The following is a 21,880-nucleotide window of genomic DNA, read 5'->3' as shown; positions in this document are numbered from 1 at the left end:
TGTCTAAGCCAGACAGGGCGTAATTTCCGGATCGGCCCGCCAAACAAGAGGTGTCTCAATGCCCTTTCCTCATGCATCCCAAGCGCTGTCCCGTTTCACCGTGCTGGATTTGACCCGTGTCCGATCCGGACCGACCTGCGTCCGGCAGCTCGCGGATTGGGGCGCCAACGTCGTCAAGATCGATGCGCTGCTGGAGGATGCCGGCGGCGAACAGCTTGGCGGGGCGCGCCAAGGATCCGATTTTCAGAACCTGCACCGCAACAAGCGCGCCATGACGCTCAATCTGAAGGACCCCAAAGGACTTGAGGTCTTCAAGCGGCTGGCGGAACAGGCCGACGTCGTGGTCGAGAACTTCCGGCCCGACGTGAAAGGCAAGCTCGGCATCGATTACGAGAGCCTGCGCCAAATCAATCCAAAGATCGTCTATGGCAGCATCTCCGGGTTCGGGCAGGACGGCCCGTATCACAAGCGGCCCGGCTTCGATCAGATCGCGCAGGGCATGGGCGGGCTGATGTCGATCACCGGCGCCCCCGGCGAAGGCCCGATGCGGGTCGGCATTCCCGTCGCCGACCTCACCGGCGGACTGTTCTGCGCGATCGGGATCCTGACCGCGCTGTTGGAACGCGAGGTCTCCGGCCAGGGCCAATGGGTGCAGACTTCGCTGTTGCAGGCACAGATCTTCATGCTGGATTTCCAGGCCGCGCGCTGGCTGATGGAAAAGGAAGTCGCAAAACAGGCCGGCAACAATCACCCGACCTCGATTCCGACCGGCGTGTTCAAGACCTCCGATGGCTACATCAACATCGCCACGACAGGCGGACGGATCTGGGAACGTTGCGCGCAGGCCCTCGGCGCGCCCGAACTCTTCAGCCATCCCGACTACGTCACCGCCCCGCTGCGCTCGAAGAACCGCGATGCGCTGAATGCGACCATCAACAAGCTCACCGAGAAGAAATCCACCGAGACCTGGGTCAAGGAATTGAACGAGGCCGGCGTTCCCTGCGGGCCGATCTATTCGATCGACCAGATGTTCGAGGATGCCCAGGTCAAGCATCTCGGCATTGCCCAGCACGTGCCCAATGACGAGAACCGGCACATCCAGCTGGTCGGACAACCGGTGACGCTGTCGCGGACACCGAGCAAGATGGCGGCGCGGCCGCCGGAGTTCGGCGAGCAGACCGAGGAAGTGCTGGCCGAGTTCGGCTTCGGCAAGGACGAGATCGCCGAGCTCAGGCAGCGCAAGGTGGTGTGACGCCTCAGGCCTTCGCCGACCGCCACAGGCGCGACCGGAACACCGTCATGTCGCCGCCCGATCCGATCATCGAGAGGCGGAATGCGTCCTCGGCGCGGCTGCCGAGCACCAATGCGAGCGTGACTGGCGCCAGCGGGATGTCGATCTTCTTGAAGAAATAGCCGACGACGCCGAAGCCCAGCATCGGCCAGATATCGAACATCGCATTCTGGATCGCATAGGCGCCGATCGCGCAGGACACCACAATCATCGGCGCGACGGCCGCAAACGGCACCCGCAGGATCGAGGCGAAGATCGGCACGGTGGTCAACACCAGCACGAGGCCGACGACATTGCCGAGATACATCGAGGTAATCAGGCCCCAGTCGAAATCCTTGTGCTCGACGAACAACAGCGGGCCCGGATTGAGGCCCCACTCCATCAGGCCACCGAGCAGGATCGCCGCGGTGCCGGAGCCGGGAATGCCGAGCGCGAGCATCGGCAGCAGCGCGGCCGTGCCGGACGCATGCGCCGCGGTTTCCGGCGCGAACACGCCTTCGATACGGCCCTTGCCGAAGCTCTCCGGGCCCTTGGAAAAGCGCTTGGCGAGATTGTAGCCCATGAACGAGGCCGCGATCGCGCCGCCCGGCGTGATGCCGAGCCAGCAGCCGATGAAGGATGAGCTCAGTATTTCGGCAGGTCCTTCCAGGCCGAGAGCACCACGCGCAGGCTGATGCCGGCGGCGTGTCCGCGCAACGCCAGACGTTCTTCCATGGTCAGCAGGATTTCGCTGATGCCGAACAGCCCGATCACGGCGACAAGGAAGTTGATGCCGCGCAGCAGGTCGGCTGACCCGAAGGTCATGCGCAGCTGGCCCGACAACGTGTCCATGCCGACGCCGGCAAGCAGAAGCCCGAGCGACATCGAGATCACCGTCTTGTGCTTGGCTTCACGGCCGAGACCGACGAATGAGCAGAAGGTCAGGAGATAGACGGCGAAGAATTCCGGCGGCCCGAACTTCAGCGCAAATGACGAGATCATCGGCGCTAGGAACGTGATCAAGAGCACGGCGACCAGCGAGCCGATAAACGACGAGGTGAACGCCGCGGTCAGGGTTTCCGCGGCCCTGCCCTGTTGCGCCATCGGATAGCCGTCGAACGTGGTCGCGACCGATCAGGCCTCGCCGGGGATGTTGAACAGGATCGAGGTGATGGCGCCGCCGAACAACGCGCCCCAATAGATGCAGGAGAGCATCACGATGGCCGAGGTTGGATCCATCGTGAAGGTCAACGGCAACAGGATCGCAACGCCATTCGGTCCGCCAAGACCGGGCAGCACGCCGACGAAGATGCCGAGCACGAGGCCGACCATCATCAGCAGCAGCGTTTTCCAGGTCAGCAGGACGACGAAGCCGTGCAGCAAGACCCGAAGGCTTCCATGTCTCGAGATCCTGTCGATCGCTCAGTAGCCGAACGCCGCTTCGAGCGGGCCCCTCGGCATGATGACGTCGAACGCGATGTCGAAGGTCACGAACATCACGGCGGTGAAGATGAAGGCGGTCAGTAGCGACTTCCACAGCGCAATCTTGCCGACCAGCCGCATGAAGCCTGCGATCAGGAGAAAGCTCGCGACATAGAGCCCGAGGAATTGCGTGGCGAGGCAGAACAGAAATGTCGGCACGAACACCGCCATCACGCGGCGAAGCTGGGCACGGGTAACGAATGTTTCAGCAGCTTCGCGGCGCGAGACAAACGCTGTGCCGAGACCGTAAAGGCTGGCGCCGCCGAGGATCACCGACAGATAGAACGGAAAATAGCCCGGTTGCGGTCCGGTCGAGTCCCATGACGCGCCGGTGCGCCAATTTTCCTAGCCGAGCGTGATCGCGAACGCAAGCAGCGCCAGCGACACGACGACCTCGACGGCGCCGGTACTGACGACCGCAGGTGAGCCGGCTTCGGGCGCGGTCGGATCGTCGACGACGATCTCAATATCGGAATTGGACATGGATGCGAAGAATCTGCGCTAGCGAGGGCTGCGATTTGGATAGCGTGCTGATGCAATCAACGTCAATGAGCCTTCAGCTAGCGGCAGAGCGTTCGGGAAACGCACTCGCAAGCGCGGCACGGTCCGCTTTGAGCACGCCACGCTCGGTGATTAATCCGCTCACCAGCCGCGCCGGCGTCACGTCGAAGCCGAAATTGGCCACGGGAGAGCCTTCCGGGACCACGCGCACGGTCTCGATCCGTCCATCCGCCGTTCGCCCGGTGAGGTGGGTCACTTCGCTGGCCGCGCGCTGCTCGATCGGAATCTGCTGGATGCCATCATCGATACTAAAGTCGATAGTCGGCGACGGCAGCGCAACATAGAACGGCACGCCGTTGTCGCGCGCGGCGAGCGCTTTCAGATAGGTCCCGATCTTGTTGCAGACGTCACCGTTGGCGGCGACGCGATCGGTTCCGACGATCGCCAGATCGACCATTCGATGCTGCATCAAGTGACCTCCGGTGTTGTCCGGGATCACCGTATGCGGCACGCCGTGATGGCCGAGCTCCCAGGCGGTCAGCGAGGCCCCCTGATTGCGCGGGCGCGTCTCGTCGACCCAGACGTGAACCGGAATGCCGCGATCATGCGCCTGATAGATGGGTGACGTCGCCGTTCCCCAATCGACGGTTGCAAGCCAGCCGGCATTGCAGTGCGTCAGGACGTTGACCCGCTCGCCCGGCGGCTTCGTCGCGGCGATCGTCTCGATCAGGTCGAGGCCGTGACGGCCAATGTCCCTGTTGATCGCAACGTCCTCGTCGGCGATCTCGCGGGCACGAGCATAGGCCGCCTCGGCACGCGCCGAGGCCGGAAGCGGCGCGAGCGCACGATGCATTTCGTCGAGCGCCCATTTCAGGTTGATCGCGGTCGGCCGCGTCGCGATCAACATCCTGCCCGCGCGCTCGAGCGCTGCATCGGATGCCTCAGTGCGCATCGCCAGCGCCATGCCGTAAGCGGCGGTGGCGCCGATCAAGGGCGCGCCGCGGACCAGCATCGAGCGGATCGCCTCGCCGGCCTCTTCCGCCGTCGTGATCCGTGTGACGATGAACTCGTGCGGCAGCCGCCGCTGATCGATCGCACCGACTGACCAGCCGTCGGGCTCGAGCCAGATGCTGCGAAAATGCTGTCCGTCGACCTTCACGACCGCAACACCCGTCCGGCGACGGCATCGAGCTTCCTGAGAAGCTCGGGATCGCGTGCATCGGGCGCCGTGATCAGCGCGCTATCGAGCGCGCGATCCGAGCCGATCGGGCACGGCTCGTGCTGGCGCGGGAAATCCTGTGCCAGACGCGCGACCAGCGCCTTTGCCTTCTCGGCATTCGAGTTCAGCACACGGATGATATCCTGCACCGTAACGGCGTCATGGGCCGGGTGCCAGCAGTCGAAATCGGTGACCATCGCCACGCTTGCGTAGCAGATTTCGGCCTCACGGGCGAGCTTGGCTTCCGGCATGTTGGTCATGCCGATCACCGAATAGCCCTGCGCCTTGTAGGTCAGGCTTTCCGCAAGCGAGGAGAATTGCGGACCCTCCATGCAGAGATACGTGCCGCCGCGCGCGCAATCGATGCCCTCGGATTCCGCCGCGGCCCCCAGATGCCCAAGCAGTAGCGGCGATACCGGATGCGCCATCGAGACGTGCGCGACGCAGCCTTTGCCGAAAAATGAACTCTCGCGCTTGTAGGTGCGGTCGACGAACTGATCGACCAGCACGAAGGTGCCCGGCGGAAACTCCTCCTTGAACGAGCCGCACGCCGACAGCGCGACCAGATCGGTAACCCCTGCCCGCTTCAAGACGTCGATATTGGCGCGGTAGTTGATGTCGGACGGCGACAAGGCATGCCCCTTGCCGTGTCGCGGCAGGAACACGATCGGCAATCCCGCCATCTCGCCCCGCCGCAAGCACGCCGACGGTTCGCCCCACGGGCTCCCGATTGCCTCCTCGCGAACGTTTTCCAGACCCGGCAGGTCGTAAATTCCGGATCCGCCGATGATCCCGAGAACGGCTTTGGTCATGATCGCTCCTCTGGGTCCTGCGGCAGCGACAGAGGGTTTCCCCAGCCCGATCGGGCACGCCGGACGTCCGACCATATTGCGGCGCAATAATCACCGCTCGCCAACCGCTTGCAAGGCAATTTCGAGCGAAAGGTAAAGCGATCGCGGCCGCGGGACATATGGTCGCTCCTGGCCATCGTTAGCTGCTCGATGTTGCCGCCGTCATTCCGGGGCACGCGCAGCGTGAACTGTGGTGCGCAACTGCGCACCTGAGAATCTCGAGATTCCGGGTTCGATGCTTCGCATCGCCCCGGAATGACCACTTACGGGGTGCGCCACCACAGCGATCCCTACTTCGCGACGAAGCCCGCCTCGTTCATGAGCGTGGCGTTAAGCTTGTCGTCGTCCTCGAGGAACTCCAGCATGTCCTTGCCGGTGAGGAAGATCGGCTTCAGCGCCTGCTTTTCCATGTAATCCTTGTACCCGGACGTCTGCGTCACCTTCTGGAACAGATCGGCATAAAACGCTTGCTGCTCGGACGTGACCTTGCCAGGCAGGAACATCGCGCGCAGCATCAAATACTGCACGTCCAGTCCCTTTTCCTTGCAGGTCGGGATGTCGTTCCAGGACTGCGTGTCGGTAACCTTGGTCTTGTAGGAGATGCGCTCCTTGTCGAACACGCAGAGCGCGCGAACCTGTCCGGCACGCCAGACCTCGAGGTTTTCGCTGGGGTTGTTGACGTTGGATTCGGTGTGCCCACCGACCAGCTGGGTCGCAGCCTCGCCGCCGGACTTGTACGGCAGATAGGAGAATTTCGCGCCGGTCTTCTGTTCCACGAAAACCGTCAGCACATGGTCCTCGCGTTTCGAGCCGGTGCCGCCCATCTTGAACGGCGCGCTGGCAGCCTTCGCCGCCGCGATGAAATCCTTCACCGTCTTGGGGCCCGACACATTGTCCCAAAGCACGAATTGATCGAGCGCGATCACCGACACCGGCGTGAGCTCGTGCCAGTTGAAGGGAATCTTGGCCGACAGCGGCAGCATGTAGATCAGCGAATAGGCGATCAGCACCTTGTTGGGATCACCCTCGCTGGACTTCATGTACATCAGCGCTTCCGCGCCCGACGCGCCGCCTTTCAGCGAGACCACGATCGGCTGCTTCATCAGATTGTTCTTCTGGATCGCCGCCTGCATCATGCGCGCCATCTGGTCGGACGCGCCGCCTGCGCCGGCCGCGACCACGATCTCGACCGGCTTGCTCGGCTCCCAGCCGGCGAAGGCCAGCGCGCTGAGCAGCAAAGCCGAAATGGCGGCCGTGGTTCTCGCAATCTGTCCCACTTGTTTCTTCCCCATCTATTTGTTCGGCTTGTCAAAACCCGACGACGGCTGGCGGCGCATTCTGCGGATAGCACAGATGAGTTCAAGCCGCGAACTGCCGCGGCTTGTATGACTTTGGAATGAGGCAGGGTGCGGCACTTCGCGCGCAATGATGGGTTCCACCAATGCCACAAGCTCCGTGCGAAAACAGGGAAGACGGCGGCGGATACAGCTTGTCGTTCTCGCGACATGATCTGTCCGAGTTTTGCATTTCGTTTGCCCTCTCATTGTGCAGAGGGCGCAGGGAAAGCCGGGTGCCGATTGCACCCATGGGCCCGGTGCAACAAAAAGCACCGGGGTAGGACCACAGGTGTAACCGGGAACAACCCGGCTTTCCCTGCGCGATGGGTTACGGCTTATACGTGCTCTCCCCGGTGAGACTGGGCTCTTTTGTCACCGCCGTCAGCAGGGACGTTAGTCCCATCGCTGATGAGACACCTGCCACTAGGGCGTCAGGCCTGCACGACTTCGCCGTCCGCTTCATGCGCACTCGTCTGTTGCGCAATTCGCGTCCACCGCATCCCACCGCGCGTTCGTGACGTGCGCTCGCCCCTCAATCGGGTGGGACGGGCATATCTATACACCGATTTTCATTTCTGATAAAACGAAATATTTTTCTCATGGGGACTTGCCTCGTCGGGCAAATCAGTGCCATGCACTAAAGTCCCCGGTGTCATTGCGACGGCGCAGGGCACGCGCCTGGTGCTCATAAAGCCGCAATGTCTGCTCAGCCCTCAACAGCGGAGTAGAAGCGGACCTTGTACAAGGTCCGCTTAGGGCCCGAAAGCGGTTATCGACGGGTTTTATTCGATCCCCTTCGTCCGCACGGGCCGGAGCATACCTAGTTCACCTCAGCAATTCGGCGATGGCAGTTCGCGCCACCGCATTTTCCTCGGGCAAGCCGATGGAGATGCGGACCCAGCCGTCGAAGGGCGGAAATGCACGACCGATCTCGATGCCTTTTGCAAGAAGCGCTTCCGCGACCTCGTGGTGGGGACGACCCGTCTCGAAGAAGACAAAATTTCCTCTGGCGTCCGAGTGCCGAAGTTTCAAGGCATCGAAGAGTAGGTTCCATTTGTCGCGCTCCGCAGTTACTTTTGCCCGCGTGGCCGTCACGTAATTCTCATCCCGCAGGCTGGCTGCTGCGGCCGCAAGAGCGGGACGATTGAGCGTCTCGGGCGTGCCGATGCCGGCGCGCTTCAACGATGCGGCGAGCGCTTTGGGGGTGACCGCATAGCCTACGGAAAGACCGGCCAGGCCATAGAGCTTGCCGAAGGTTCTGAACACGACCACATTCTCGCCGGCCCGGGTCAGGCCGACGACCGTTCGCCGGTCGAAATCCGGCTCAAATTCCAAATAGGCCTCATCGACAATGACGGTGACGCGCCTTGAGATCTCGCGCACGAAAGCCTCGAATATTGCGCCATCGCTCACCGTCCCGGTGGGATTATGCGGGTTGACGAGGTAGATTGCTCGTGTTCGCGCACCTACTTTCGCAGCAATCGCGGCAAGATCATTTTGAAAGTCTTGGTTAAGTGGGACGCCGACGACGACGCCTCCACCTGTCCCCACCGCATTCACCAAGGCGGTGTAGCCCGGCTCGGAATAGATGAACTCTCCTCCGCTTGGGCCGTTCGTTGCCAAATGAAGCCCCATAGCTTCGAGAATTTCGCCGAGCGCGATCTGGTCGGCTGATATGCCCTCGCGCTCGACGATGGCTGGCGTCAGAACGTCAGCTCCGTTGTCAACATAGCGGTAAAGCTCGCCGAACTGCTCCTGAATCGCTGCGAGCGCGAGTTGCGAAGGTCCAAACGGGTTTTCATTGAGCGAGAGGCGCGCGCGAAGGGAATGCTTGGCGCCTTCCGCGTTGCCGCGCACTTCAGAAAGTGCAAATCCGCTCAATGCGAGAACGCTCGTTGTCAGATAGTCGCGACGCGTCATCACCATTTCTTCCTATTGTCGTTGGTGCATGCTTGAACCTTCTCAAGCTGGCCGCCCGGTATCAGCGGTCTCTATTCTTGATAATTACCAAGCTTCGATTCAGCCGAAGCAGGACACTGCGCGTGCGGAATTTCAGATTTATTGCTGGGACGCGATAAAGGATTACATTTGTAGTATTATGGGTGTCGTGGAAACCACGACGCGCGACGCCTGCATGCACGGACCCAGGGCAGGACCTCGCATGGTGCCTTGCCCAACCCGTTCTCAAGTCTCGCGCTCGAACGGCAACAGCCGGGCCCGGTGCTGGGAACGGTTTGCGCGGGCTCGGTCACCCGGCTAACTGTGGTCCGAATTGGGTCACGAGCCGTAATACTCCTAGTCAGCAAATCACGTCGGCTCTTCCTTCGAAAGGAGACCGGGCGAAGCCTGCGAATTTCGTCGCGATGTGCCACGAACCGACATTGTGGTGTCTATTCGAATACTTCGTCGGCGCGCGCGAGTAGCGTGGGTGAGATGGTGAGGTCCGGCGCCCTAGCGACAGCGTCACGATTTCCCGTCTGCTCCCGCGCATACTGCATCGGCGGTAGTCCGACATGGCGGGAGAACGCGACGCTGAAGGTGCTTGCGGAGCTGTAGCCTACGCGTTCGGCAACTTCGGCGACGCCACCTTCTTTCCGCCGCAGCAGGTTTTTTGCCAAAGCCATGCGCCAGGCGAGCAGGTACTCCATCGGGGAGACGCCGACCGCGCGTCTGAATCGCTCGAAGAACGCCGAGCGGGAGAGTGCTGCCTCTTTCGCGAGCTGCGCAACCGTCCAAGGCCGGGTCGGACTTTCGTGCATCCGTCGGATCGCGACCGCGAGGCGTGCGTCGGCAAGCCCGCGCAAGAGGCCTGGCGACGCGGCAGTGCCCGCCGTGGATCGAAGGGCTTCAATCAGAACAACCTCCAGGAGGCGCGCCAGGATGATATCCCGCGCGGGCCGCAGCTGGCGAGATTCTTCGACCACGAGCTCGACGAGGGTGGCCAGCCTCGTCTCGCCGCGAACGTACACAAGTTGCGGGAGGAGCGAGACCAGCAAGGCCGCGTCCGGCGAACCAAACACGCAGTAGCCAATCAGCAATCGAACGTCAGGCGGGCAGCCTTGAGTGCCGACTCTGCATTGGCCATCGGGCAGCGTGACGGGCGGGATATCGGTGTCCTCCGACGTCGCGGGCTCGAGGCTCGACATCGTGAAGCCGTAGGCAGCGGGGACCAGGATGAAGTCGCCCGCCCGGAGGGCGACCGGCTCGTGTCCGTCGACCGCGAGACGGGACGAACCGTCGAGGATCACGCAGTAGAAGGGTCGCCCGTACTCCGAGCGGCGTACGCGCCAATGACCTGCGCCGCTGACGATCTTCGAAAACGGAGCGCCCGGTTGGAGCAGCGTGACGACCTCGGAGAGCGGTTCGACCACAATGGACTCCTGCAAACGAAATCTGGACTTCTGATGTTAGCAAGTTCGGCTGCGGAGACATAGGTGTCCGTACTGCAAAAGGAGTTCCCATGAAATACGACAAACCCCTCGCCCTGGTCACCGGGGCTAATCAAGGAAGCGGTCTTCATATCTCAAAGGATCTAGGGGCACACGGCTTCACTGTTTGGTGGAAACCGTGCGCGGGGTTTTGCCCATGAAGCGCGTGATCGAAGGCGTGCACGTTGTCCCGATGGGGAATGCAAATGCATTCCTGATCGAGGGCGAGGATGGATTGACACTTGTCGACGCTGGCGACCCGCAACCGTCTTCGAGGCGATTAGCCGCGTTGGCCGTCGACCCGACGAGCTCAAGCACCTGATTCTCACCCACGGCCACCCTGATCATATTGGGAGCGCCGCAGCCATCGTGCAGAAAACCGGTGCGAGGACCTACATGCACCCGCTCGATATTCCTTTGGCCGAGAGTGGAGGTCCCTTTCGGCCCATGAGCCCGGCACCGGGCTTGCTGCGGCGGGTGATGTGCAGGCTGTTCTATGATCATAACAAGCGCGTGGCGCCGGTCGTCATCGACCAGCCTTTGCGCGATGGAGAGATCCTGCCCATCGCCGGGGGCCTCCAGATCATTCATATTCCCGGGCATTGCGCGGGGCAGGTGGCGCTGCTGTGGCGTCAAGGACGTATGCTGTTCGCGGCCGATGTCTGCATGAACCTCCTGGGCCTCGGCGATCCGATCGGCTTCGAAAGTCTGGAGGACGGTCGCGCAAGCCAGCGCAAGCTCGCCAGTCTCTCATTCGATGCCGCCGGGTTCGGCCACGGCAACCCTATCGCCAGCGATGCGTCGACGCGTTTCCGGAACAAGTGGAGCAAGACATCGTCTGCCTGACCCGGAGGATGTCTGCACCGGGTCTTGGTCTCACGAGCCGTAATACTCCTAGTCAGCAAATCACGTCGGCTCTTCCTTCGAAAGGAGACCGGGCGAAGCCTGCGAATTTTGTCAGGATGGGCCAGAAGGCGAACTCACCCTAGCGGCCGGTTTTGTCACAGGAGCAGACATGAGCCACAGTATTTGGCGACGGGTTGAAGAAGCCGCAGCTCAGATCACGTTGACAACGTTTTTGCCACAGCTCTCGCATGCTCGATAAACAATCTAGCCAACGGACCCGGAGTACGGCTTTTGACGGTGAGGATAGCGATAGCATAGTGCGTGGCCGGAATTTTCGCAGGCAGGACTTTCAGCCCCACGCGCCGGGCACTGAACCGGGCAACGGAATTCGGCAGGATGCCAACGAACCTGCCGGTCGCGATCAGCGTGGTGGTCAGCTGAATCGAGAGCGTCGCAACGCCGGGTCGAGGCGATTTCAATCCGCTGGCTGCAAAGATTCCCGAAATGATTCCGCCGGGCGTACTGTCATACGGCGGGAGCACCCAAGGCTCCTCGATCAAATCGGCCAATTTGATGCGGCGCCGGCGTACCCATTGGCTATTTGTACCGGCAACTGCGACAAACGGCTCCTGCAGCAACGGTTCGAACAGCAGGTCATCCTCGACAAAGGGATCCGGCAAGCGTCCAACCAGAAGTTCGACCTTGCGCTCACGCAGCGGATCGAACTGCGACAACGCGATGTCGGCGTGGATGACCCGCAACTGTACACCTGGATGTTGCTGGAGCAGCCGTTCCGAAATCGCCGGCACGATGCCGGCATTCATGATTTCAGGACACCCCACCGTCAGTTCGCCCGACGTCGGATCGGTGAGGAATTCGATTAGCTTCAGCCCCTGCCGCAATTCGTCGAAGACGTTGACACCGCATTTGAGCAGGGCCGCTCCATAGCTGGTCAGCTCGACCCCCCGCGCAGTGCGATCGAACAGCTTCACCCCGAGCGTATGTTCGAGATCGGAAATGGTCTTGGACACGACGGGATGGGAGATCGCGAGCTTCTGCGATGCCTTTGCCATGCCGCCCGATTCCGCAACCGCAAGCACGATGTGAAGGTCGCGCAACCTGATGCGACGGCCAATGCGATCCGACCAGTCCATTCTCGCCCCCTTAGTCTTAGCACTACAGGGATGTGTCATAATCGGACTTTCAAACTACAGCACGGAGGGCCAGTATTTCAACCTGCAGTCGGCGATCCTGAATCCCGACCGGGATGCGCGCCGAGCCCAACGCAGGAGGCCAACGATGCCAAGGCATTACGTTCTTTCGGCTGCCGTTCTCGCAGCTTCGATTGCCGCAACCGGCAGCGTCGGCGCCCAATCCACCATCAAAATCGGGATGGTGATGCCGATGACCGGCCCCCTGGCGGCGGCAGGACAACAGGTGCTCGCAGGCGCACGTCTTTACGTCAACCAACATGGTGAGACCGTGGCCGGCAAGCGGATCGAGATGATCGTCAGGGACGACGCCTCGTCCGGTGAGACCGGCAAGCGCCTGATTCAGGAGCTCGTCGTCAACGATAAGGTCGACATCATCGGTGGCAGCCTGACGGCCGACCTGATGCCGAGCGCACCGCTCCTCACCGAAGCGCAGAAGCCGACCGTGATCATGATTTCCAGCACGACGGCCGTGGTCGAGAAATCGCCCTTCTTCGTGCGCACAAGTTGCACGCTGGCGCAGTCCTCGGCCATTCTCGCAGACTGGGCAGTGAAGAAGGGGCTCGGCAAGGCCGTGACGCTGGTTACCGAATTTGCCCCTGGGCTCGAGGCAGAGGAAACCTTCACCAACAATTACAAGGCGGCTGGTGGTGAGGTCGCCGAAGCGATCCGCGTGCCGCTCCGCAGCCCGGACTTCGCGCCGTTCCTGCAGCGCGTGAAGGAAGCCGCCCCGCAAGCGCTGTTCGTGTTCATCCCCTCGACGCAGGCCGCGGCCTTCGCCAGGCAGTTCGTCGAGCGTGGCCTCGACAAGGCCGGCATTGCGTTGATCGGTCCCGGCGACCTCACCGACGACGAATCCCTTCAGAACATGGGCGATGCGATGTTGGGTACCGTCACGGCGCATTTCTATTCCGCGGCGCACGCTTCCGCCCTGAACAAGGCTTTCACCGAGGCCTATCGGAAGGAGGCGAATATGCGTGCAAATTTCATGGCGGTTTCCGGCTATGACGGCATGCATCTCATTTATGAGGCGCTGAAGAAGACGTCCGGCGAGACCGACGGCAAGACTCTAGTCGCTGCGATGAAGGGCATGAGCTGGGAAAGCCCGCGCGGCCCCGTGTCGATCGACCGCAACAGCGGCGAGATCGTGCATAACATCTACATCCGCAGGGTCGAGAAGGTAGACGGCGAACTGCGTAATGCAGAGTTCGAGACCTTCAACGACGTCAGGGATCCGCGCGTAGCGGCGAAATGAAACCTTTGCGAGTTATCATCTCTGGAGGCGGGATCGGTGGGCTGAGCCTCGCGCTCAGCCTGCATCAGGCTGGGATATCCGTCTGTGTCTACGAAGCCGTGCGCGACCCGCTTCCGCTTGGCGTCGGGATGAACCTGCAGCCGACGGCCGTACGCGAGTTGACGGAGCTTGGACTGGGCGACGCCGTTGCGAGCGCCGGGATTGCGACCCAACGGCTGAATCTCTGCAACAGGTTCGGACAATTGATCTATGGGGAGCCGAGGGGACTAGCGGCGGGATATCGCTGGCCGCAAATTTCAATCCATCGTGGCGAACTGCAGCTGATCCTGCTCCGAGCGACGCGCGAGCGGATCGGTGAAGGCAATGTCCGCGCGGGGACGAGGCTTGTCGGCTTCGATCAAAGCGGGAGCCGTGTCCGAGCTCGTTTCAGCGATCGGGAATCTGGATCGGAGATGTTCGAAGAGGCCGATATCCTCGTCGGCGCCGACGGCATCCATTCCGTCGCTCGGCACCAACTTTATCCCGATGAAGGCGGGCCCCGTTTTGCGCGGCAAATCCTTTGGCGTGCAGCAGTCAAGGCCGAACCGTTCCTCGACGGACAAACAATGGTCATTGCTGGGCATTACCACCAGCGGATCATCGTCTATCCGATCGCCCGGGCTGAAGGCAAATTGCTGACCAACTGGATTTGTCAGATGACGGTGCCGGATCAGGCGCCGCCGCGCGAAGACTGGAACAGGCGCGTCGAAAACCAGACAGTACTTGAGGCATTCCGGGGCTGGCGGTTCCCTTGGCTCGACCTGCAGGCGCTAATCGAGCATTCGCACAATATCTACGAGTTTCCGCTGGTCGATCGAGATCCCGTCGCGGGCTGGTCGTTCGACCGCGTCACACTTCTCGGCGACGCCGCACATCCAATGCAACCCATTGGTGGCCAGGCTGGGTCGCAAGCCATCCTGGACGCCCGCAGCCTGACGCGTGCCTTGGCCGAGACAAGTAATCCTGTCGCGGCGCTGGCGTCCTATGACGCAGAGCGTCGACCCGCAATGAATGACATCATCTTGCGGAATCGGAATCTCGGACCCGAGGCCGCGATGCGGCTCGCCGAAGAGCGAGCGCCAAACGGGTTTGCCCGCGTCGAAGACGTGATTTCGCAGGATGAATTGGATGTCATCACGAAATCCTTTGCGGCGGCTGCAGGCCTCGATGTTGAAACAGTCAACAATAGGCCGTCGTACCTATCCCAAATAGAATAACACTTCGAACGTCTGAAAGCAGCGCGAAGCAGACATTTGGCACTCTGATCAAGTCGCCTTTGGTAGAGTCGAGGATGGGCGCGGTAGCTTGGGGCCTATGGCCAACGCCCCGTTTCCCATCCCCGCTCATCAAACCGGACGGGCCGATTTCCGGCATCCGGCTTTCCGACCAGCTTCACCGCAAGGCACGCGACGGGACCGCTCGGGGCAGGCGTTGGAGGCACAGAACGCCGAGTTCTCGATGAATAACATCGAATGTGAATCGGCGATTGCCGCGCCCTTGCACCTTGTGCCTTCGCGCGAGGAACCTGCGCAATCGTTCAAAGACGTATTGGTCGACGCTGCGGTATGCCTTGCTCAGCGAGCCGTAGCCAAAGTAGTTGGACCAGCCTCGCAGAGACCTGTTCAGCTTGTCACATACTTCCGGCCATGGATCGATATTGCTCGGCACCAGAAGGTCGCCGATTCTTGTCTTGAGCCGTTGCACACTCTTCTTGGACGGGCTTGCACCCAGATACCAATTCCCGTTCGCCTCAAACCGATGCGCGCCGAACGAGTAGCCGAGGAAGTCGAAGCGTTCCTGTCGGGCGTTTCTCAACGAAGTTTTCGCCTCGTTGATCGTCAACCCGAGCTTGGTCATCACCACCTTCGTCCACGCTAGTGCCTCCGCCGCACGACCGCGGCTGAGGATAACGAAGTCGTCGGCATAGGAGACGACGTGAGCCTGGAAGCTCTCGCCGCAGCCAGTCAAACGCCAATGCTTCAGGAACCGGTTCATGTAGATGTTGGCCAGCAGTGGACTTGCGACACCGCCTTGCGGCGTGCCACGCGTGTTTCGCTTGCCGCCACTCATACTCCGGGCTCCGTCCGCGTCCCGTTCCTCGATCGGCGCCCTCAGCCACATCTTGATGAGGCACAGGACGTTTCGATCCACCACACGCCGGGCTACTGACTTCATCAGCTCGGAATGCGGTATCGTATCGAAGTACTTGGACAAATCAGCATCAACTACGTCGGCATAGCCCCGGCATAAATGCCGGTGCACTTCCTTGACCGCGTCCACCGCCCCGCGAGCGGGCCGGTAGCCGTAGGCATTGTCCTCGAAGTCAGCCTCGAAGATCGGTTCGATCACGATCTTGGCGGCAGTCTGAATCACACGATCACGAATGGTCGGAATGCCGAGCGGACGCTCGCCACCATTCGCTTTCGGGATCATCACCCGCCGCACCGGATCAGGTCGGTACGTCTTCGAGACCAGTTCCGCGCGCAAGCCCGCCAACCATGCTTCCAGGCCCTGCTTCTCGATCTGAGCAAACGTCATCCCGTCCACACCTGGTGCACCCCATTAACGCGGGCAAGCCGATAGGCGTGGTCTAGGATGTCCTCGCGACAGATCTTGTCGTAGAGCAGATAGAAGCGGAAGGTGGGCTCCGCCTTCGCTTTGCAGTAGAGCTTTCTCTGAAGGCTCCGGATCTTATCAGGCGTTGTCAGGCTCATCACCAATCACCTTCACCTCACCATCTTCAAAAGCGCACCAGAAGTCGGGGCCCTTTGCTCCACCGGCATTACCCGGCATCAACGCTCCTATGGCCCCGTCCGACTCCCGCCGTGACCACCGCCTGATGCGATGCTGAGGCCGCTACCCTCGTCCGCGACGGGTCTCCCCCTGTAACTGCGAACTACCCTTCCGACGTGCCGTGCCCACTACCCCGGCGGATCGCGTGGGTGCGCGTGTCGATTGCTTCCCCACACGTGCGGCCTTCCCCAAATGACCGGAGGGTCGGCATCCGCATTAGAACTTTCGAGGCCTGCTCGGGCTTCACTTTTGTTACGGCCCATCAGATCGCTCAGCAGCCCACGGCTGCCTTCGTCGCAGGGCTCCGACCCAGCCAGTTACCCGGCCGAGCCGCCTGCCAGCTTCCGGACCAATCGACAATTATCCGGGTGAGTTCCTCCCTCACTGGTAGTTCGCGCCCTCGGGGCGCACAGTCATCAGCGTCGATTTGACCCACCGTAGTTGACTTCTGGTGGCGCTCAAGAAGCGGACGTTCACGCCCCAGCTCGACACGTCTCTAAGGGCCGATTGCCGACCCGATCAGAGCAATTCATCGTAACTGATCCAGATGACTGTCTGCTCTTCGGGCGAATGTTCCGTTTTATGTCCTTTGCCATGAGTGTCCTCGAACAAAATGAAGCTCCCGGTCGGGACGTGCCTCTGGTCTCCGTCACTGGTCTGGTATTCGGCCGATCCATCAAGCCTCACCGTGAGCACGCGCCCAGGAACAGTGTGCCAATCGACCTGTCGCGCGCCCGCCGGAATGCGCGTGAAGCTGATATGTGACGACGGATATCTTGAATCGCAGCGTTGGGATGAACCTGCTGCGGGTTGGTCGGAATGTCGACTTCATCAAAGTGCGGCTCGCTATCCGCCGTGGAGTAAATCCGCAGGCACTTCATCGAAGCCTCCAGTCCTGCGACCGTACAGGTCAGCCCAGCATAGAAGCTGCCGCTACTTGCCCTTCCAGTTCGGCGTTCGCTTGTTGAGGAAGGCGTCCATGCCCTCGCGAAAATCCTCGCTCATATAGGCGCGCAGGATCAGATCTTCGCCCTCGTCGCGCGACAGCGTGCGGCGGATGCGGCGCACGGCTTCCTTGGTCACTTCGAGCGTAATCGGCGCGTGGCTCGCGACCAGTTTCGCGGTCTCGTCGGCGCGGCGCTGCAGTGTCGCAACATCAGGCACAATTTCGCTGAGCAAGCCCAGCGCCAGCGCTTCCGGCGCCTCGACCAGGCGGGCCTTGAAGATGAGATCCTTGGTGCGCGCCGGACCGATCAGCGACACCAGGCGCGAAATGTTGGACATCGAGAGGCAGTTGCCGAGCGTGCGCGCGATCGGAAAGCCAATACGGGTTGCCTCGGTGCCGATGCGAATGTCGCAGCAGGCCGCGATTCCCGCGCCGCCGCCGGTGCAGGCGCCGGCGATTGCCGCAATGACCGGCACGCGGCACTGCTCGAGGGTGCCGAGCACGCGATCGATCCGCGCCTCGTAGTCGAGCGCATCCTGCGCGGTCTTGAAGGCGCGAAACTGCGAGATGTCGGTGCCCGAGGCGAACGCCTTGTCGCCCGCGCCGGTCAGGATCAGCGCCTTGATCGAGTGATCCTGGTTGATGGCCTCGCAGATCGACGCCATCTGCTCGTACATCGCAAAGGTCAGCGCGTTGCGGGCCTGCGGCCGGTTGAACGTGATCCGCGCGATCCCGTCCTCGACGGCGTAGATCAGGTCTTCGGTCGGAGTGACGGGCGCGTTCATGTCTCGCTCTTTCTGTTGTGGAGGATTCGATATCAGGCAACGGCCTTCTGCACGATGTCGCGTCCCTTCAGGACGTCCATCGCCGCCAGCACGCCACCGGCGCGATGCGGCACCTTGGCCAGGTCGAGACCCATCTCGACGCCCGACAAGGTGCCCATCAGCATCAGGTCGTTGAAGTGGCCGATATGGCCGATCCGGAACACTTTGCCCTTGACCTTGTTGAGGCCGGTGCCGAGCGACATGTCGAAATTATCAAGCACGATCTTGCGGAAATGGTCGGCGTCGTGCCCTTCCGGCATCCGCACCGCGGTTAGCGCCGGCGAATGCGCGCCCTGCTGCTGGCACTGCGTCTCCAGGCCCCAGGTCCTGATCGCCGCGCGCGTCGCTTCGCTGTGGCGCTTGTGGCGGGCGAAGACGTTGTCGAGGCCTTCTTCCTCCAGCATCTTCACCGCCTCTTTCAAGCCGAACAGCAGATTGGTCGCCGGCGTGTACGGCCAGGTACCGGCCTTGTTGATGTTGATGATTTCCTGCCAATCCCAATAGGAGCGCATGCCGGGATTGCCCTTGGCCACCGCCAGTGCCTTTTCCGAGACGGCGTTGAAGCCGAGACCCGGCGGCAGCATCAGCCCCTTCTGCGAGCCAGCGATGGAGACGTCGATCCCCCAGGCGTCGTGCTCGTACTCCAGCGAGCCGAGGCCCGAGATGGTGTCGACCATCAGCAGCGCCGGATGCTTGAGATCATCCATGATCTTGCGCACGTCGCGCGGATGGGTGACGCAGGCGGTCGAGGTCTCGTTATGGACCACGCAGACCGCCTTGATCTTGTGCGCCTTGTCGGCGGCAAGCCGCGCCTGGATCTGTTCGAGATCGGCGCCATGGCGCCAGTCGCCCAGAATGAAATCGACGTCGAGCTTGAACTTGTCGGCGATGCCGTGCCACAGCACCGCGAACTGCCCGGTCTCGCACATCAGGACCTTGTCGCCCGGCTGCAGGGTGTTGACGATAGCGGCTTCCCAGGCACCGGTCCCGGACGAGGGAAAGATGATGACCGGCTGTTTGGTGCGGAACACGCGCTGCATCGCGGAAAGTACCGCAAAGCCGATCTCGGCAAACTCCGCACCGCGATGATCCATGGTCGGCATATCCATCGCCCGCAGCACCCGATCCGGCACGTTGGTCGGTCCCGGAATCTGCAGAAAATGCCTTCCAGTATGCACGGTCATGGGCGTCCTTCCCGGTCTTGCGTACGGCTTGTTAAACCGCTCGCATATCACTATTCGCCGGGTTTGTCCCTCGCCAGACGGGAGGCCGTCATGCATATCCAAGACCCTCTTCCCTCGCCTCTCCGCCGGCCCACCGCCGCTTTATTCGGCGGCCACCACCTTGCCCGACGGCGCCAGTCCGTCGGCCTCCTCGAACGGCCGCTCGGGATGCATCAACAGCGCGGAGAAGCCGCCGAGCAGCAACAACCCCATCGACATCAGGAACGGCAGGTACCAATTTCCGGTAGCGTCGATGACGAACCCGGCGACAAGCGGCGACACGATGGCCGCGAACGCCGATCCGGAGTTCATGATCCCCGCCGCGATGCCGGAATGCTTCGCCGCGATGTCCATCGGGATCGACCACATCGGGCCGATCACCAGTTCTGCGCAGAAGAAGCCGGCCGACAGACAAATCGCAACGACCGTGATGTCGTGGACAAACAGGATCGGCAGCAGTGACAGCAGCGCGCCGGCAAATCCCACGATCGTGACACTGAGCCGTGCGAAGCGTACGTTGCCGGTCCGCTCCAGGATGCGATCCGAGATGACGCCGCCAAGGCTATCGCCGATGACGCCGGCGAAAAAGACACCCGAGGCGAACAGCGCCGAATTCTTGATGTCGAGACTGTAGTTGTTCTTGAAGAACAACGGCAGCCAGTTGAGGTAGAGCCACAGGCTCCAGCCATAGCAGAAGTATGTCAGCGTCACCGGCCACATGCGTTGCAGCAGCGGCCCCCACGGCACCGTCGGCCTCTCGCCCCGCGGACGCGCCGGCAGCACCGCGAGCTCAGCCGCGGTGATCGAGGGATGGTCTTTCGGTTCGTTCCGGAAATACCAGAGCCAGACCATGCCCCACACCAGGCTGACCAGACCAAGTATCACGAATGCGCCGCGCCATGTCAGCCAGAGTATCAACAGCGCGACAACCGGCGGGGTGATGGCATTGCCGAGCCGCGCGAACGAATGGGTGAGCCCTTGTGCGAAGCCACGGCGGCTCGCAGGTGTCCAGTACTGCATCGCGCGCGTCGCGGTCGGAAAGGTCGCGCCCTCGCCGAACCCGAGCGCAAAGCGCGCGATGAACAGCGCGACGAGACCATGGACAAAGCCGGTCATGATGGTCGCCGCGGCCCAGATCATGCCGCACCAGAACAAGGTCCTGCGCGGCCCGAAGCGATCGCCGACCCAGCCGCCGATCACCTGGAACAGCAGATACGGATAGGCGAAGGCCGAGAACACCAGACCGAGTTGGGTATTGCTGAGACCAAGCTCCTTCTGGATCTCGCCCGCCGCCGTACCGATATTCACCCGGTCGACATAGGTGATGAAATACATCACGCAGAGCAGCGCCAGCACGACGTGCGTGGCCTTGAGCCGAAGCCTCATGTTTTCCCTCCCGAATTTGTATTTTTTTGAGTTGTGCGCGTGCGGTATCGCCGTGGCCGCTAGGTGCCGGCCAACTCCAGGCGCGGCGGCGAATTACTCTGCGTCCGCTGCTCGAACGACTTCATCGCGGCATCCACGCCGCCGGAGCGGTGCGGGACGCCCGCGGCCGACAACCCCATCTCCACGCCGGTCAACGCACCGAGCAGCGTCAGCTCGTTGCATTCGCCGAGATGACCGATACGGAAGACCTTGCCGGCGACCTTTGACAGGCCCGAGCCGAGCGACATGTTATAATTGTCGAACACGACCTTGCGGAATTGGTCGGCGTCATGGCCGGGCGGCATCAGTACGGCGGTCAGCACCGGCGAGAATTCCGAGGGCTCCTGGCAGAGCACCTCGAGGCCCCATTGATTGACGGCAGCGCGCGTCGCCGCAGCCAGCCGCTGATGGCGGGCGAACACGTTGTCGAGCCCCTCCTCCAGCAGCATCGCAATGGCTTCGCGCAGGCCATAAAGCAGGTTCGTCGCCGGCGTGTAGGGGAAGAAGCCCTTCGCGTTCGGCTTCAGCATCTCCTCCCAATCGAAATAGGAGCGCGGCATCCGGCTAGTCTTCGCCGCAGCGCGGGCTTTCTCGGAGATCGCGTTGAAGCCGAGGCCGGGCGGCAGCATGAAGCCCTTTTGCGAGCAGCTGACGCTGACATCGACCTTCCATTCGTCATGCCGGTAGTCGACCGAGCCCAGCGAGGAGATGGTGTCGACCATCAACAGCGCCGGATGCGAAGTGCGGTCGATCGCGGCGCGGATGTCTGCGATGCGGCTGGTCGCGCCGGTAGACGTTTCGTTGTGCACGACCATTACGGCCTTGATCGCGCGCGCGGTGTCATTCGCGAGCCGCGCTTCGATCTGGCCGGGATCGGCGCCGCGGCGCCAATCACCGGGAACGAAGTCGACCTCGATGCCGAAGCGGCCGGCCATCTGACGCCACAGGGTCGCGAAATGGCCGGTCTCCACCATCAGGACCTTGTCGCCCGGCGACAGCGTGTTGACGATCGCAGCTTCCCAGGCGCCGGTTCCCGACGACGGGAAGATCACCACCGGTCCCGCGGTCTGAAAGATCTTCTGGCTGCCCTCGAGCACGGTGAGGCCGAGCTCGCCGAATTCCGCACTCCGGTGATCGATGACCGGCATGTCCATGGCGCGAAGAACGCGGTCGGGGACCGGGCTCGGTCCCGGAATCTGCAGAAAATGGCGTCCTTGATGCATGATATCC

General features: G+C 62.0%; 17 protein-coding genes and 2 pseudogenes. 5 read left to right on the top strand and 14 right to left on the bottom strand.

Annotation, left to right across the window (positions count from 1 at the left end; translation table 11 throughout):
- Positions 1-58: 58 nt before the first annotated feature.
- Entirely contained in the window at positions 59-1,252 is a 1,194-nt protein-coding gene (locus ACP2YO_RS15685) for a CaiB/BaiF CoA transferase family protein (RefSeq protein ID WP_426441637.1), read from the top strand.
- A gap of 31 nt (positions 1,253-1,283) precedes the next feature.
- On the opposite strand, the pseudogene ACP2YO_RS15680 reads toward ACP2YO_RS15685, so the two are convergent.
- The 7 genes and pseudogenes from ACP2YO_RS15680 to ACP2YO_RS15650 all read right to left on the bottom strand — a co-directional run.
- Positions 1,284-2,670: pseudogene (locus tag ACP2YO_RS15680) on the bottom strand (tripartite tricarboxylate transporter permease); the annotation flags it as partial.
- A gap of 22 nt (positions 2,671-2,692) precedes the next feature.
- Positions 2,693-3,235, bottom strand: a pseudogene (locus ACP2YO_RS15675) (tripartite tricarboxylate transporter TctB family protein).
- A 73-nt stretch (positions 3,236-3,308) separates the two neighbouring features.
- Positions 3,309-4,412, bottom strand: coding sequence for an S-methyl-5-thioribose-1-phosphate isomerase (gene mtnA, locus ACP2YO_RS15670; protein WP_426441636.1), 1,104 nt, complete (start codon positions 4,410-4,412; stop codon positions 3,309-3,311).
- Complete coding sequence (locus ACP2YO_RS15665) at positions 4,409-5,284, bottom strand: S-methyl-5'-thioadenosine phosphorylase (protein WP_426441635.1); 876 nt, start codon at positions 5,282-5,284, stop codon at positions 4,409-4,411. The genes mtnA and ACP2YO_RS15665 overlap by 4 nt, the downstream gene beginning before the upstream one ends.
- A 329-nt stretch (positions 5,285-5,613) precedes the next feature.
- Positions 5,614-6,591, bottom strand: coding sequence for a tripartite tricarboxylate transporter substrate binding protein (locus ACP2YO_RS15660; RefSeq protein WP_426443207.1), 978 nt, complete (start codon positions 6,589-6,591; stop codon positions 5,614-5,616).
- A gap of 894 nt (positions 6,592-7,485) precedes the next feature.
- Positions 7,486-8,580, bottom strand: coding sequence for a pyridoxal phosphate-dependent aminotransferase (locus tag ACP2YO_RS15655; RefSeq protein ID WP_426441634.1), 1,095 nt, complete (start codon positions 8,578-8,580; stop codon positions 7,486-7,488).
- A gap of 470 nt (positions 8,581-9,050) precedes the next feature.
- Positions 9,051-10,031, bottom strand: coding sequence for an AraC family transcriptional regulator (locus ACP2YO_RS15650; RefSeq protein ID WP_426441633.1), 981 nt, complete (start codon positions 10,029-10,031; stop codon positions 9,051-9,053).
- Between the two features lie 214 nt (positions 10,032-10,245).
- Here ACP2YO_RS15650 and ACP2YO_RS15645 point away from each other — a divergent pair, with 214 nt between their 5' ends.
- Together ACP2YO_RS15645 and ACP2YO_RS15640 are read left to right on the top strand one after the other, a co-directional pair.
- Positions 10,246-10,410, top strand: a complete 165-nt coding sequence (locus ACP2YO_RS15645; protein WP_426441632.1) for a hypothetical protein — start codon at positions 10,246-10,248, stop codon at positions 10,408-10,410.
- Positions 10,368-10,934: an MBL fold metallo-hydrolase gene (locus ACP2YO_RS15640; protein ID WP_426443206.1), complete on the top strand. Its 567-nt coding sequence runs from the start codon at positions 10,368-10,370 to the stop codon at positions 10,932-10,934. The genes ACP2YO_RS15645 and ACP2YO_RS15640 overlap by 43 nt, the downstream gene beginning before the upstream one ends.
- A gap of 215 nt (positions 10,935-11,149) precedes the next feature.
- Here the strand turns inward: ACP2YO_RS15640 and ACP2YO_RS15635 are convergent, their stop codons facing one another.
- Positions 11,150-12,088, bottom strand: coding sequence for a LysR family transcriptional regulator (locus tag ACP2YO_RS15635; RefSeq protein WP_426441631.1), 939 nt, complete (start codon positions 12,086-12,088; stop codon positions 11,150-11,152).
- A 145-nt stretch (positions 12,089-12,233) separates the two neighbouring features.
- On the opposite strand from ACP2YO_RS15635, the gene ACP2YO_RS15630 reads away from it, so the two are divergent.
- Together ACP2YO_RS15630 and ACP2YO_RS15625 are read left to right on the top strand one after the other, a co-directional pair.
- Positions 12,234-13,400 (top strand): ABC transporter substrate-binding protein, encoded by a 1,167-nt coding sequence (locus ACP2YO_RS15630; protein ID WP_426441630.1) that lies wholly within the window; start codon positions 12,234-12,236, stop codon positions 13,398-13,400.
- Complete coding sequence (locus ACP2YO_RS15625; protein ID WP_426441629.1) at positions 13,397-14,656, top strand: flavin-dependent oxidoreductase; 1,260 nt, start codon at positions 13,397-13,399, stop codon at positions 14,654-14,656. Before ACP2YO_RS15630 ends, ACP2YO_RS15625 begins: the two co-directional genes overlap by 4 nt.
- Before the next feature lie 175 nt (positions 14,657-14,831).
- On the opposite strand, the gene ltrA is transcribed toward ACP2YO_RS15625, so the two are convergent.
- The 6 genes from ltrA to ACP2YO_RS15595 form a co-directional block, all read right to left on the bottom strand.
- Entirely contained in the window at positions 14,832-15,977 is a 1,146-nt protein-coding gene (gene ltrA / locus ACP2YO_RS15620; protein WP_426441628.1) for a group II intron reverse transcriptase/maturase, read from the bottom strand.
- Positions 15,974-16,153: a hypothetical protein gene (locus ACP2YO_RS15615; protein WP_426441627.1), complete on the bottom strand. Its 180-nt coding sequence runs from the start codon at positions 16,151-16,153 to the stop codon at positions 15,974-15,976. Before ACP2YO_RS15615 ends, ltrA begins: the two co-directional genes overlap by 4 nt.
- Before the next feature lie 1,012 nt (positions 16,154-17,165).
- On the bottom strand, positions 17,166-17,963 hold the full coding sequence (locus ACP2YO_RS15610) for an enoyl-CoA hydratase/isomerase family protein (protein ID WP_426441626.1): 798 nt from the start codon (positions 17,961-17,963) through the stop codon (positions 17,166-17,168).
- A 32-nt stretch (positions 17,964-17,995) separates the two neighbouring features.
- Positions 17,996-19,186, bottom strand: coding sequence for a pyridoxal-phosphate-dependent aminotransferase family protein (locus ACP2YO_RS15605; RefSeq protein ID WP_426441625.1), 1,191 nt, complete (start codon positions 19,184-19,186; stop codon positions 17,996-17,998).
- A gap of 141 nt (positions 19,187-19,327) precedes the next feature.
- Positions 19,328-20,611, bottom strand: a complete 1,284-nt coding sequence (locus ACP2YO_RS15600) for an MFS transporter (protein ID WP_426441624.1) — start codon at positions 20,609-20,611, stop codon at positions 19,328-19,330.
- 59 nt (positions 20,612-20,670) lie between these two features.
- On the bottom strand, positions 20,671-21,873 hold the full coding sequence (locus tag ACP2YO_RS15595; RefSeq protein ID WP_426441623.1) for a pyridoxal-phosphate-dependent aminotransferase family protein: 1,203 nt from the start codon (positions 21,871-21,873) through the stop codon (positions 20,671-20,673).
- Positions 21,874-21,880: the final 7 nt, after the last annotated feature.

Source organism: Bradyrhizobium genosp. P, from assembly GCF_049949265.1.
In the GTDB taxonomy this organism is placed as follows: Bacteria; Pseudomonadota; Alphaproteobacteria; order Rhizobiales; family Xanthobacteraceae; genus Bradyrhizobium.
The sequence above is the reverse complement of the archived record's forward strand: the minus strand, read 5'-3'. Positions and strand labels throughout refer to the sequence as shown.